Source organism: Pedobacter sp. 01T416_2, from assembly GCF_056398925.1.
In genome coordinates this window covers 23,229-36,631 of the sequence record NZ_JBFTQI010000001.1, presented here as the reverse complement: position 1 = coordinate 36,631, position 13,403 = coordinate 23,229, and the positions used below count along the sequence as shown (strand labels likewise).

Here is a 13,403-nt window from a genome sequence, read left to right as displayed (position 1 = left end):
GGCCTGGTACTCACCTATATGCGGGCTTTTAGGATAGGCGATCGGGTAAAGATTGGAGAAGTTACAGGAGATATTATTGAAAAAACATTACTGGTTACCAGGGTACGCACTATTCAGAATGAGGTGGTTTCTATCCCGAACTCGACCGTGATGAATAACCATACGGTAAATTTTAGTATTGAAGCGCTTGAAAAGGGGCTCATCATCCATACCACAGTAACTATTGGTTATGATGTGCTCTGGAGGCAAGTGCACGAACTGCTCATTAATGCAGCCTTAGCAACAGAACTTGTTGATGCTGAACCGAAGCCATATGTGCTCCAAACCAGCCTTGACGATTATTATGTAAGCTATAGATTAAATGCCTTTACTAAATCGCCAAACCGGCAGGCCGTAATCTATTCTGCTTTGCATGCAAACATACAGGATCAGTTTAACCAGGCCGGAGTAGAAATTATGTCACCACATTATAAAGCGCTCAGAGATGGAAATGCCACCACCATTCCAGCAGATTACTTACCAAAAGATTATCAGGCACCATTATTTAGGACAGAAAATACCAATAACCCCAACGCACTACCAAAGAAATAAAACTTTATTGCCTCCGGGTATAATATATTATCGCCACAAAAAAAGTCCTATTATTTTGGCTTTTTTTGTTTACACTATAGCCAAAGCCCTCCTCATTTCCGAAAAGCAGACTTCTCACTTTGTTCTTAAAAAATTAAGAAATCGATAAAAAAGAAGAAGAAAAACAATTATTGGGATCAATATCGGCGTATCGGCATTTTTTTTGTAGCGAAACAAGTATGAAAAGGAATGATATAATCAGTGCGCTCTTAGGTATGTTGATTATGGCCATCACTTATTGGCTGCTGTTTTACAAGTTTTCTTCTCCTAAAGAGCGTAAAGAAATTAGAATATCCTCCTCAACACCACGATTAAAAAACTTAGAATAATTACTCCACACTGCTGTTTATTTAACAGCGTCTTTAATTTCATTTTAGACATGAATGGCTTTTTTTACAAAAACTATAAATTCTATAGTTTTTGTAGTCTTTTTGATAATTTTTTATATATTTGTCAAAATGATGTTAATTATATTAACGATAAATTAAATTACAATGCACCATTTACAATTTGTTTCCATGCGAATGTGCCTTTCCTGTTGTTGCTAATACAGCAGCGCTCCTCACCCCCATTCTTTTTTAAATAATTACTGGCCTAAGGCTAACTGCAGAAGTGTATCTTTTCTAAACAGCGTACAAAATGAGATAGTGTCTATCATAAAAAACAAAACCGACAGGGAAGCCCTGCCGGATATTATTCGATAACCAGCGTAACGCCAATCACTTCTGGTTATCAAGTGTTTTACTAACAATTCAAATCATTAAATAAAACTGTATAAATATATGGAAAAATCTATCCATAGAAAAAAAATAGCCACCAGGCTGATGGTATTTCTTGCAATTGCCATCTTTACCAAAAATGCAAGCGCACAGCAAAGTACCCCAATCATTAACTCAACGTTAATAGGATCAGTAAAAGATTCGATAACGAAACAGCCTATCGGCAATGTGGTTTTGGCCATAAAAGGAACTACACATGCCGTAACCAGCGCAGCCGATGGAAGCTTTTCGTTCCGTACCGGACAAAAATTCCCTTATACCCTCATAGTAAGTTTTATTGGTTATCAAACCAAAGAGATTGTGGTTGATGGAAGCCCGATTACCATTCTATTGGCAGAAAAAGCAAGTAGCCTGAACGATGTTGTTGTAATGGGGTATGGCAGCCAGAAAAAAAGCGACGTTACCGGATCGGTAGGCTCGGTTTCCAAAAACCTGTTGGCACAACCCGCTGCAAGTTTCGATAATATGCTACAAGGCGGTGTTTCTGGTATCGGCGTAACACAAAACTCGGGGCAACCGGGCGGTACAGCCACGGTGAGGATCAGGGGCGGTAATTCCATCTCATTTGGTAATGCGCCGCTCTACGTTATAGATGGTTTTATTGTATACAACAACAACGACAATGCTAACGTTGGTTCCATTGGCACCAGTTCAAACGCACTCTCCACCATTAATCCAAGCGATATCGAATCGGTAGAAGTACTAAAAGATGCATCAGCAACAGCCATTTACGGATCGAGAGGAGCCAATGGGGTAATTATCATCACCACAAAAAAAGGGAAAAAAGGTGTAAACAACGTAAATTATAATGCCTATTACGGTACGCAAACCGTAGCAAGAAAGCTCAATTTACTAAATGGAGCACAATGGGCAACCTTAATAAACGATGTAAATACAAGTGATGGTGTGCCGAAAACTTATAACGATGCACAAATAGCTACGTTTGGTTCAGGATCAGATTGGCAAGGTTCGGCTTTAAGTAACGCACCAATCTTTAATCAAGAGCTTTCTGTTTCAGGGGGAGATGAAAAATCGAGGTATTTAATTTCGGGCAATTACTTTAATCAGGACGGTGTAATATCAAATTCAGGATATAAAAGATATTCAGCAAGGATTAATTACGAGAAAGACATTTCAGAAAAATTTAAAGTTACAGTCAATTTTTTCGGCAGCAGATCTATAGAGAACAAGCTACCGGGCAGTGCATACAACAGCATTAACTTTAGCAATGCCTATGCAAGCTTAATCCTCACCAGCCCTATTGCCACAATTAAAAATGCCGACGGCAGCTATAATATCAGTAATCCACTAAATGCAGTGCCAACTAATCCCTTACAGGATATAGTGACCACTACAAACCAAAATACCCTCAACCGGATATTGGGCAACATTGCAGCCGAATATAAAATTTTAAAAGATCTAACACTTAAAGTTACGGCAGGGGTCGATATCCTGAACACCAATCAGCAATATTATGCCCCTTCTTTTACAGCCTCACCGGCAGGAGGATCTACAGGTTATGCTACCAAAGGCTATGCTGCCCTGGGCTCGGGCAATGCATTAAGCTGGCTGAACGAAAATACCCTTACCTATAACCATACTTTCGGAGATAAACACTTCCTCAATGCACTTGTGGGTTATTCTACGCAGTACGAAAATGGTAAATCTTTTACCACATCAGCGCAACAGTTTCCCAACGATTTAACCACGTTTGATAATTTATCTTATGCTGGTATTGCCAACCTGCCCAACTCAGCTGCCCACAGTTCGAGCCTTAACTCGGTTCTTGCACGTATTAACTATTCTTACCTGCACCGCTACAATATTACCTTATCCGAAAGGGCCGATGGTTCTTCCAAACTTGGTAAAGAAAATAAATGGGGATTCTTTTCTTCTGTAGGTGTTTCGTGGAATGTTAACGACGAAGAATTTTTTAAACCGCTCCAAAATATAGTTAACAGCCTGAAAATTCGCTTAAGTGCAGGCCAAACAGGCAATTCGGAAATACCGCCATACAGTTCGCTCTCTTCATTGTCGCCAACCAACTATTACCTTGGCGGGAAACTGGTTACTGGCATATCGCCCATACAAATTGCCAATCCGGACCTGAAATGGGAAACCACTACTCAGTATAATGCAGGTTTAGATTTGGGCTTTGTAAACAACCGGATAACCATTGCCTTTGATGCTTATTACAAAAAAACAACCGATTTATTGCTTAATGTGCCGCTCCCATTATACACCGGCTATGCAAGCGCGCTAAAAAATATCGGGAGTGTATCTAACCGTGGTATTGAGTTTTCTGTGAATAGCGAAAATATAAAAACACCCGCTTTTAACTGGAAAAGCACATTGATTTTTAGTGCCAATCGCAACAAGGTGCTAAGCCTGGGAGAAAATGTAAAAAGCTTTTTCCCCGTTGCGCCAACAGGACAGGTGTCGCCCGTAATTGTACAGGTTGGCTTGCCGGTTGGTACTTTTTGGGGTTATAATACGAACGGACTTTTAAAAACGGCCGATCTTACTAATGGCACACCACTGTTGGGAGGTGTACCGCAGCAGGCTGGCGATACAAAATATGTAGATAGCAACCAGGATGGTATTATTACCACTGCCGATAAACATAACCTGGGTAGTGCACAGCCAAAGTTTACAGGCAGTTTAAACAATACTTTTAATTACAAGGGAATAGATCTGTCGATATTTTTCCAGGGTTCTTATGGCAACAAGGTATTTAACTTGCTTCAGCAAAGTTTAGAGCGCCCTACCCTTACCCAAAACGCATCGGCAACATTGTTAGACCGTTGGACACCACAACACCAGGATGCGACTGTTGCACGCGCCACCAACTCGCCGGTACCACAGGTAACCGACCGCCTAATTGAAGATGCCTCATACCTAAAGCTTAAAAACGTTTCATTGGGCTACACCTTTAAAACAGAATGGGCAAATAAAATCAAGTTTAAAAATTTAAGATTTTATGTGTCCGTTCAAAATCTGTTCACCGTTACAAAATACACTGGCCTGGATCCTGAGGTAAATTTTTACGACAATGACAATACCAAACAGGGAATCGATTTTGGAACATACCCGGCCACCAGAACCTTTTTGGCTGGCTTATCCATTACTTTATAAAATTAATATACAGATGAAAAAAACAATCACCCATCCTATAATCTGGTTATTAACAATCATAATATTTACGGCTACAGCCTGCAAAAAACTCGAAGAAAACCCGAGTTCAGTTATTGTAAGTTCGCAGTTTTTTAAAACACAATCGGATGCGATTTCTTCAGTTAATGCCGTTTATAGTTCTTTAAACAGCGACCCGAACGGCGATTTCCCTTTATATGGCCGCCAATTAAACCTATTGGTAGAAAATGCAAGCGATAACCAGATTTTTAGTCCGAGCAATACCAACCCTGATGTGCGGGCTTTAGGTGTATCAACGTATATCCCTTCTAACAGCCGGATACAGAAAGTATGGCAACAATTGTACTTCGGCATCAATAAGGCCAATATTGCGATTGATAATATATCCAATGTTTCTGCGGATACCGTTTTAAAAAACAGGCTGGTGCGCGAAGCCAAATTTATAAGGGGCCTGCTGTACTTTAACCTGGTGAGGTTATATGGCGATGTACCATTGGTACTGCACGAGCCTAAAAGTGTAAATATTGAAGATTTATTGGTTAAAAGAAGTGCTACTGCAGCAGTTTACCAGCAGATTATTGCCGATTTAACAGATGCCACCAGTTTGCCAAAAAATTATGGCACAGCCGATTTAGGCAGAGCAACATCGGGCGCAGCCCACTCACTGCTGGCAAAGGTATATGTTACGCAGCAATTATGGCCCAAAGCCCTTACCGAACTCAATACCATAATAAACGGTGGTTACGGTTATGCACTGTTTCCTAATTATAAAGATGTTTTTCAAAAAGCAACCAAGAACGGCATCGAGCATATTTTTTCTGTACAGTTTGAAAGTAATCTGGGGGCAAAAAATGTTGTACAAAATCTCAGTCAGAGTTTTACTTCATTTAATACAGGAACTTTCCCCATTGATGTACCTGCCAACAAAAGTGTTTACGAACTTTTTTCTCCTATAGATACCAGACGCGAAACCACTTTTTATGATTCTGTTTACAATGCGGCAACAGGCAAGTATGTGGTTTTTAAAAATGCCTATACGCCATATTTCAACAAATTTGTTGATTATACCTTAAGCCCCTTAAATACCCAGGCACAGAGCGGGGTAAACTATCCTGTAATCAGGTATGCAGATATATTGCTGCTTTACGCAGAAGTGGTAAACAACATCAGCGGGCCAAGCACCGAGGCTTACAATGCCATTAACAAAGTAAGGGCAAGGGCAAAAATTGCAGATTTAACGCCTGGTTTATCTGCAGATGCATTTAAAGACTCTGTTTTCTTAGAGCGTAGAAAAGAATTTATCCAGGAAGGCCATCGCTGGTTCGATCTGGTAAGGCAGGGTGGTAATATTTATGTAGATGCCCTCAAAAAAATTCCCGAAAAATTGGCTGTTTCCTCAAAAAACATCCTGTTTCCTATCCCTCAAACCGAAAGAGAACTCAATACGCTACTCACACAAAATCCGGGATATAATTAATTATTAATTTAAAAAGAAAGAAAAAAATGACAGCATCAGACTTTAGCATCTTAGGGAAAAAGATATTGGTGGGCATTATTGTAACGCTGATCCCCTTTATCATCATTTTTGGTGGCCTTTACCTTACCCAGCGATTACTTGGCAACAAGCCAGCACCACAAACCATTAACAAAAACTAAAATCCTATGAACCATGAAAATCGAAGAAAAAACCCGGCAAAAAATCATTAGAAATGCGGTATTAAGCCTCTTTATCTATGTATTGCCTATTGTGTTAATGTTCGTTACGTTTTACATTACCGGCGACAGGCCCTGGCTAAAACAACAGCACAAAGCTGAAAAAACTAAATCTGTAAACCCTAAAAATTCATCAAGCAATGGAACCAGTGATTAATTTTATCAAAAACATAATCGAAAACCTAAATGGTTTCGGTTTTCCTTTTTTAGTATTCTTTATTGGCGTACTCGAATTCTCTTTTGGCTTATATAAAGGTAAGTGGCCAAAAAACGAACGTTTTGTTGATATCGCCTGCTTTACCCTGCCAAGATTGGTGATCAGGCCAATTGTGGCCTACTATGGCCTAAAATTTTTACCATCCGTACTGCCTGGTTTAAAGAATACCTTTGAGTGGGTCCCTTTCTTTTGGGGTTGCATCATTATTGCCATTGCCGATGATCTTACCCAGTATTGGTACCACAGGCTGCACCATGAAATTCCGTGGTTATGGCGTTTTCACCGTACCCACCATTCTGCATCGTATATGGGCATGGCCATGGCCAGCAGGCAGAATGCCATTTATACCCTGTTTTTTTCACAAACCTACTTAACCACAGCCCTGGTATATTTAGGACTTGGCATACCTGCCATTGTGGTAAGAGGAATTAAAGGTACCATTACCACCCTGGCTCACTCGAGCATTCCGTGGGATAAACCTTTTTACAAATACAAAATACTGCACCCACTGGCCTGGGTACTCGAAAGAACAATTTCTACACCAGCTACCCACCATGCGCACCATGCGGCCACAACAGATGATGGCGTGGGTTACTACAAGGGCAACTTTGGCAATATGTTTTTCTTATGGGACATTATTTTTGGAACAGCTTTAATTACGCGCAAATACCCTAAGGCTTATGGCATTTCGCATTACGAAGGCGACCAATGGTATGCACAATTGTTATGGCCTATTTTTAAATCGAAAGTTGCCGGTAGTGAGTTGGCTAAAAATGGCCCTGTTGTAAGAGTAGATGAATTTTTACCTGCTAATCACACGGAAAAGAGAGATGAAGATACTTTTGAAGAAGAAGAATTTTATTACCAGCCTAAACCTACATTGGTAAAGAACTAATTTTAAAGGTCGGAATTTTTAATTCCGACCTTTAAAATTAGGATTATGTTTTAACCAACATTTTGCAAAAACAAGTTCAAATCCTCTTCTTTCCCTAAACCTAACTTTTGTTTAATCCGGTAGCGGCTCATGCGCACACTTTTGGCTTCGATATGCATCAGCTGGGCAATTTTTTTGGTATCCATCTTCAAGTGCAGATAAGCGCAGAGTTTTAGATCGAGTGGGGTGAGTTTTTGTTGTGCCCTTTGATTTAACAGCGAGAAAAATTCTGGATGTACCTGTTGGATCTGAAATTTTGCTTCCTCAAAATCGTTATCCAAAAGCAGTTCTTCATTCCAGATTTTATTAATATTCAGTTGATCGTTGGCACTGAGCTTTTCTTTGATCTGAAAAAGCATCTCTTTTTTATGTTCCAATTGTAACTGATTGGCCATTACTTCTTTCTGTAATTGTTGTTGCTGGCTTTCCAATAACAGTTGCTCTACCTTTAACCTTGCCTGCTCTTCCTTTTCCAGCCTCATCTGCAGTTCAGCATCCTGCTTTTCCAGAYGCAGCTGTTTTTCACGCTGCAGTGAATACCTAAGCCTGAAATGATAGGAACGGAACATAAATATCAGGCCAAGCAAAGAAGCGATCGCAATACCAATGTATAGATACTTTTGCTGTTGCGCATATTTTTCACTTTGCTTTAACAGCTTCACCTCATTGTTTTTTTTTTCAGTTTCGTATTGTACTTCTAGTTTTTGGGCATTCAAAGCCTGCTTCTGATCAAAGAGTTTACTGTTGTATGCTGTTGCTTTTTTCTGAAACTCAAGTGCCTTTGTGTAATTGCCATTTTGCTCATAAAAGCTGGATAATGCCGTTACAATATTGATCAGTGTATAATAATATGGCGCCTGCTGGTCTTTCATCATACTATAGGCCTCTTGTAAATACCCTTCAGTCATGGCTGTATTTTTATCTCTTTTGGCGTATTCGCTCAAAATTCCCAAACTACTCGCCCTAACCTCTTCCCCATTCAGCACTCCTCTCATTACGTCGTTGGCCATATTTGCGTACCGAATGGCATTTGCTTTCGCAGCCTGATCTGTATCAGGGAAGTATTTCAAATAATAATCTGCACTATTGATGCAAGCCATAGCGTATGTTTTTCTGGCAACGTATTGAGGGTACTGTTTAAAAAGATCTTGCACTTTATCTAAGTAGTAAATAATGCTATCCCGCTGTAATTCTCTTTTGGTTGCTACAAAATTGTAATCGGCAGCTACCGACAGTGCAATATAACAGTTACTCAATAGGTTATAGTCGGTAGTTTTAAGTGCACTTTCAGTAGCCTTTTGAGCGTATCTATTTACATTTTTTACGCCGTCCCACCTCGTATTCAGTGCATATAACTGGTAATATATTTTAGCAGTAAGATAAGGATCGTATTTTTTCTCCAACATTTTAAGCCCCATCTGGCAATACTTAGTTACCAGTTCGTTATTGTCGATAGCATTGTAAAATAAAGCCTGCGCATAATAAGCATAAGCTAAGGCAATAGGCTGTTGTGCCTTTTGCCCAATAGCTAAAGTGGTATCGCTTGTTTTTTTCAACAAAGCAAACTGCTTCATATTTGCATAAACATTAGTCAGCATGGCATATGCTTTTGTGGCTTCGGTAGCGTTTTTGAGTTTTATGGCCAAACTTACACTTTGTTGCGCCTTTACAATTGCGGCTGCATAGTTTGCATTAACCCTATATCTTTCTGCCAACTGCGTAAGCAGGGCTGGTTTATCCTTCTCACTTAAATGATCGAGCGCTGTACTATCCAATAAGCTTTGCGCCTGGGCCGTATAACAACCTATAACTATCCCAATCAAGAGTAATATGTTTTTAAAAACCAGATGCTTCATATCGTAAAATTAGTATAAAGATTGGAGCTTGGGTAAAATTGTAGACAAAAGCTGAAAACAACTAAAAAACATAAAACACTAACCAACAACAACTTAAGAATACCTGTAGATGTATTGTAGACGTTTTTAAAAAATACAGTAGATGTTCTGTAGGCGGCAAGTTCTTTTAAAGAGCGATGATTAACTCCAAATTTGAACTAAATAATTTTTCAATCTAAAAAAACAGAAATCATGGACAACAAAACCCTTTCAATCATTTCTTACATCACCCTTATCGGTTGGTTAGTAGCTTATTTTATGGGAAAAGATAAAGCTGACAATTTGCTTAAATATCACTTAAGACAGTCGTTAGGCCTCGCCATTGTGAGTATCATTTTCAACATAGCGTTTACCATCATTGCCCTTGTAGTGCCCAGTTTATCTTTTTTGGGGTTTGTTGGTTATGCATTTATCATTCTTTGGGTTATGGGGATTATCAATGCGGCTAATGGTGCACTAAAACCCGTTCCACTTATTGGTAAATGGTTCGAAGACAAGTCTTCATTTGTTGGTAAATACTAAAAAGAAGTTTATGCGCCTCAACATCAAAAATGTCATGCTAATGGTGATGGTCTCGACCATCACTGCATGCAACCTTAGGGTAAATACCCCCGAAGAATATTTTGACCAGGCAGCCTTAAACGCCAATGATATATCACGTTTTGGCACTTACTATTTTGAAGGCTATCAGGAATATCTTAAAAAGGTATCTGGTCCCGGTAAAGTTACCAATTGCGAAGAATACATGAAAAATTCGATTGCCAGGGCCGAAAAGAACTTGGAGAAAGTAAAGAAACTGCAGCCAACTCCAGAAACAAAACCTATGCTGGATGCTTCAATAATACTGCACAACTATGTTTTAACAAGTTACAAGGAAGAGCATCTCAAAATAGCCAAAATGATAGATAAACATGGGCCCGAGGAAAACATCAACAAGGCCTTAACTGAACTCGATACCAAACCCTATGACTCATTTATTGAGAAATACAATAAGCTATGGAAACTTGCAGATGCATATGCTAAGGACAATAACATTGCAGTAGAAAAGATGCCTCTTTAGCAATTCATCCATTCTGTGACTTAATCATTTAAATACAATGCTAAACATAATAGAATTTAAAGAAAATTTAGGCCTAGCCGAGGTCCCGAGCGAGTTGGAAAAACTGATTTATTTCCAAAATAATATCTCTTCCTTCGAAAATTATGCTCAAGGCTTTGGTGTTTTAATCGATGATAAATCGGGCTTAAAAAGCTGGAGTGAAGATGAAAATTTTTTAAACCAGTTACTGCCCTTTGCACAGGCAAACGGTTCGGGTTCGTTTTATGCGATTTGGAACGATGGAACTAATAAAGGTTTAAACCAAATGCCTGTTGTGGTTTTTGGAGACGAAGGAGGAGTTCATATTGTTGCAGAAAATATTCAACAGTTTTTACATTTACTCACCTATGATACCGAAATCTGGGTTGATTCTGAGGAAACCTATTTCTATAAAGATGAGAAAAGCTATGAAGAAAGTGAAGATCTGGGTGAATATTTAAAGTGGATGAAAGGCGATTACAACCTGGATCGGATTGAGGCGCCCAATGAGTTGATTAACACCGCCCAGCAAAAACACAAAGAAAACTTTGATCAATGGTTTGGAGGGTATTTTAAGGAAGAATAAATTACGCAATAAAGTAACAATGTGGAGCGATAAATACAACTATTATAACATTAAAAGCGATCGGGAGCATGCTGTAAAAATAGAAGCCGATAGCGTAATGAATGTGCTGTTACAAACGGGGAATTTCGTTCGAAAAAATCATCAAACCTTAAGCAATGCAGATCATTTTCCTTGGGTCGACATTATTTTGGCAGAAGCAAAAGATGGAAATTTTGCTTCTTCAATAAAGAAAACAGGCTTTATTAATTTGATTGCCATTGTTTGTGCCAAAGGAAAGACCCTTGATCAGGAGCTATACATTAAAACATTTTTAAATTAGCCGAAAAATTAAACTGGAGGCTATATCTGGAAGCAGATGATCAGGGAAATGAAAATATAGAAATTGGCCACATTCTTTAATTTCCGTTACAATAAAAACAAAATACAGCGCAATTAAGGAAAAATCATCATTTTGTAATCCATCTAACCTAAACAATTATGGGAAAAGGACTTTCGATATTCTGGATACTTTACATGTTGTTTTTTGCCATTCCCTTCCCGATGTTGTTATATTACAACATTAAGAGCGACAACATGCCGAACTTGATGGAACGCGACCCATGGCTATCGTTAAGTTTGGTAGCGGTTGCTGTGTTATTATGGATTATTCTTTTAATAGGCTATTACCGTAAATGGGTAATCCGTACTTTTTCGATAAAGCACAATATAGAAAAACTCAAAAATACCGGTGAGCCACGTGAAGCCAAAATTATAGAGGCTGTAAAAGTGTCAAAACCTAAAGTGGCTTATGATGCCTATGAACTCACACTCCAGTTTAAAAATCTGGCGGGTAGTGAAATCAGGCAAAAAACCACAATAAACGATTCAAAACCTTACGAACGCCGCTATGAGGTTGGTAAAACCGTGGGCATACTGTTGGATAAGGAAGCAAACAAAGTCCCTTATCTCATTATCGCCAGTACAGAAGTGAGCATAAACAAAACCATAGTAGCGCTGGTTAACTTGGGTTGGCTCACTTTTACCTGTATCGTTGCTGGCTATTTTGTTTATTCCTATTCCTCAGAAAGCGAAGGCATGGGCTGGCGTTTTATGAGCATAGGTCATCCGTTATTGGTTTGCCCCGCAGTACTTCTTTTTTACCGGTTTTTAGGTACTATTATCCAAAGCAAATTTTGGGGTAAGCCAAATGAATTGTTCCCAATCAAATTTAAAGGTATCCGGACAACTGCCAGGTTGATTAAGGCCAGCCAGACCGGAACCTTTATTAACGAACAGCCAATGATTAACTTTGAACTGGAATTTACCGATCAACATAACCAAAAATATAAGGCAAACCTAAAAAAGATTGTTGACCTGCTCGATCTGGATATAACCAAACAGGAACATGTATCCATTTTTTACCTCAAAGAAAATCCACAGAAAATTGCCCTTGAAAAAGACCTGAACGAAATTAAAGGAGAATTCTGATGAAAAACTTAAACAACATCTCCAGCCTGATCATATTGTCTTGCCTCCTGTGTTTGAGCTGCAAACAGGTCACAAAAAGTGTGGACGAAACCTTTCATCCAAACGATTCTTTGGCTAAAAAATACAATAAAGAAAACCGTATCGGATCAGAAGGCGAATATACCAGAACCACTAAAACGACAACTTCTACACATCATCATCAGGAGAAATTTGTGGTGATAAACGGTGATACGGTTAAAACGCCAGAACTTCAGGACAAGGCAAAAGAACTTTTTCATGATCTGGAACTATTAAAACAAAAGCAAACACCAGCAGATAGCAAGGAAATCCAAAAAAGGGTAAATGAATTTTTAAAGGATATGAACCTGCCTCAGCCAGGGGCAAAAAACAGCAATACAGAAAAACCAACAGCAAAAGTCAGGAAAGGAATGTTAAGTGCTTCACAATTAGCACAGGCTGAAGAGAAACTAAGGCGGCTGCCACAATACCGTGATAGAGAAATTGTGATATATGAATCTGTACACTTTTATGAGGATGGCTCCATTAAACTGGCCTTACAGCATCCGGAAAACCCTAAATATGTAGATGCATACCAATACAAAGATGGTTATTGGTCTGATCCAAAACCTGTACAGGCCAGGAATATCGAGCGCAGGACATTTCCTTTAAGTAAAATAAATTTTGCAGATGCACACAAGGTAATGCAAATTTATAATGATAAAGCCGCTCAGGTTGAAGGTGCAAAACCCACCACTACGGCCTACATTTCAATTTGGGATGATGGTATGCGTTGGTTTCCTTCCACAATAAATGGCAGCCGCGAGCGCTACGACCTGCAATTCAATAACGATGGTACCCTAAAGCGTTTTAGGCAGGAGTGAAAAATAAGAATGGGAAAAGCTTATTCCTTTTGTACAACAGAAAATTGATGCTCAAGTTTTCCCGATTTTC

At 39.1% G+C, this 13,403-nt stretch carries 13 protein-coding genes; 12 read left to right on the top strand and 1 reads right to left on the bottom strand.

The genetic code is table 11. The features are described 5' to 3' along the window. The 6 genes from AC1DPQ_RS00150 to AC1DPQ_RS00125 all read left to right on the top strand — a co-directional run. On the top strand, positions 1-591 hold a 591-nt coding region (locus AC1DPQ_RS00150), incomplete at its 5' end, for a mechanosensitive ion channel family protein (RefSeq protein ID WP_477607434.1). Positions 592-1,412: 821 nt separating this feature from the next. After that, positions 1,413-4,544, top strand: coding sequence for a SusC/RagA family TonB-linked outer membrane protein (locus tag AC1DPQ_RS00145; protein WP_477581624.1), 3,132 nt, complete (start codon positions 1,413-1,415; stop codon positions 4,542-4,544). 13 nt (positions 4,545-4,557) lie between these two features. Then, positions 4,558-6,039, top strand: coding sequence for a RagB/SusD family nutrient uptake outer membrane protein (locus AC1DPQ_RS00140; RefSeq protein ID WP_477581623.1), 1,482 nt, complete (start codon positions 4,558-4,560; stop codon positions 6,037-6,039). Positions 6,040-6,065: 26 nt separating this feature from the next. Continuing rightward, the gene (locus AC1DPQ_RS00135) at positions 6,066-6,218 is read left to right on the top strand and encodes a hypothetical protein (RefSeq protein ID WP_477581621.1); all 153 of its coding nucleotides are present in this window, start codon (positions 6,066-6,068) and stop codon (positions 6,216-6,218) included. 13 nt (positions 6,219-6,231) lie between these two features. Continuing rightward, positions 6,232-6,432 (top strand): hypothetical protein, encoded by a 201-nt coding sequence (locus AC1DPQ_RS00130; protein ID WP_477581620.1) that lies wholly within the window; start codon positions 6,232-6,234, stop codon positions 6,430-6,432. Beyond that, complete coding sequence (locus AC1DPQ_RS00125) at positions 6,416-7,387, top strand: sterol desaturase family protein (protein ID WP_477581619.1); 972 nt, start codon at positions 6,416-6,418, stop codon at positions 7,385-7,387. The genes AC1DPQ_RS00130 and AC1DPQ_RS00125 overlap by 17 nt, the downstream gene beginning before the upstream one ends. 50 nt (positions 7,388-7,437) lie before the next feature. On the opposite strand, the gene AC1DPQ_RS00120 is transcribed toward AC1DPQ_RS00125, so the two are convergent. Next, complete coding sequence (locus AC1DPQ_RS00120) at positions 7,438-9,249, bottom strand: hypothetical protein (protein WP_477607432.1); 1,812 nt, start codon at positions 9,247-9,249, stop codon at positions 7,438-7,440. Positions 9,250-9,513: 264 nt separating this feature from the next. Between AC1DPQ_RS00120 and AC1DPQ_RS00115 the strand changes: the two genes are divergently transcribed. The 6 genes from AC1DPQ_RS00115 to AC1DPQ_RS00090 all read left to right on the top strand — a co-directional run bounded on the left by AC1DPQ_RS00115 (position 9,514) and on the right by AC1DPQ_RS00090 (position 13,333). Further along, the gene (locus tag AC1DPQ_RS00115; protein WP_477581611.1) at positions 9,514-9,843 is read left to right on the top strand and encodes a DUF4870 domain-containing protein; all 330 of its coding nucleotides are present in this window, start codon (positions 9,514-9,516) and stop codon (positions 9,841-9,843) included. Positions 9,844-9,853: 10 nt separating this feature from the next. Further along, positions 9,854-10,381, top strand: coding sequence for a hypothetical protein (locus AC1DPQ_RS00110; protein WP_477607430.1), 528 nt, complete (start codon positions 9,854-9,856; stop codon positions 10,379-10,381). Positions 10,382-10,418: 37 nt separating this feature from the next. Continuing rightward, the gene (locus tag AC1DPQ_RS00105; RefSeq protein ID WP_477607428.1) at positions 10,419-10,985 is read left to right on the top strand and encodes a hypothetical protein; all 567 of its coding nucleotides are present in this window, start codon (positions 10,419-10,421) and stop codon (positions 10,983-10,985) included. Positions 10,986-11,004: 19 nt separating this feature from the next. Further along, the gene (locus tag AC1DPQ_RS00100) at positions 11,005-11,304 is read left to right on the top strand and encodes a hypothetical protein (protein ID WP_477607426.1); all 300 of its coding nucleotides are present in this window, start codon (positions 11,005-11,007) and stop codon (positions 11,302-11,304) included. Between the two features lie 158 nt (positions 11,305-11,462). Beyond that, positions 11,463-12,452, top strand: coding sequence for a hypothetical protein (locus tag AC1DPQ_RS00095; protein ID WP_477581606.1), 990 nt, complete (start codon positions 11,463-11,465; stop codon positions 12,450-12,452). 80 nt (positions 12,453-12,532) lie between these two features. After that, positions 12,533-13,333, top strand: coding sequence for a hypothetical protein (locus AC1DPQ_RS00090; RefSeq protein WP_477581605.1), 801 nt, complete (start codon positions 12,533-12,535; stop codon positions 13,331-13,333). Positions 13,334-13,403 lie beyond the last annotated feature (70 nt).

Bases quoted from the DNA above. Each gene is read 5' to 3' on its own strand.
- AC1DPQ_RS00140 (WP_477581623.1), top strand. From the start codon at position 4,558: ATGAAAAAAACAATCACCCATCCTATAATCTGGTTATTAACAATCATA.
- AC1DPQ_RS00105 (WP_477607428.1), top strand. From the start codon at position 10,419: ATGCTAAACATAATAGAATTTAAAGAAAATTTAGGCCTAGCCGAGGTC.
- AC1DPQ_RS00110 (WP_477607430.1), top strand. From the start codon at position 9,854: ATGCGCCTCAACATCAAAAATGTCATGCTAATGGTGATGGTCTCGACC.
- AC1DPQ_RS00135 (WP_477581621.1), top strand. From the start codon at position 6,066: ATGACAGCATCAGACTTTAGCATCTTAGGGAAAAAGATATTGGTGGGC.
- AC1DPQ_RS00130 (WP_477581620.1), top strand. From the start codon at position 6,232: ATGAAAATCGAAGAAAAAACCCGGCAAAAAATCATTAGAAATGCGGTA.
- AC1DPQ_RS00145 (WP_477581624.1), top strand. From the start codon at position 1,413: ATGGAAAAATCTATCCATAGAAAAAAAATAGCCACCAGGCTGATGGTA.
- AC1DPQ_RS00115 (WP_477581611.1), top strand. From the start codon at position 9,514: ATGGACAACAAAACCCTTTCAATCATTTCTTACATCACCCTTATCGGT.
- AC1DPQ_RS00100 (WP_477607426.1), top strand. From the start codon at position 11,005: ATGTGGAGCGATAAATACAACTATTATAACATTAAAAGCGATCGGGAG.
- AC1DPQ_RS00125 (WP_477581619.1), top strand. From the start codon at position 6,416: ATGGAACCAGTGATTAATTTTATCAAAAACATAATCGAAAACCTAAAT.
- AC1DPQ_RS00095 (WP_477581606.1), top strand. From the start codon at position 11,463: ATGGGAAAAGGACTTTCGATATTCTGGATACTTTACATGTTGTTTTTT.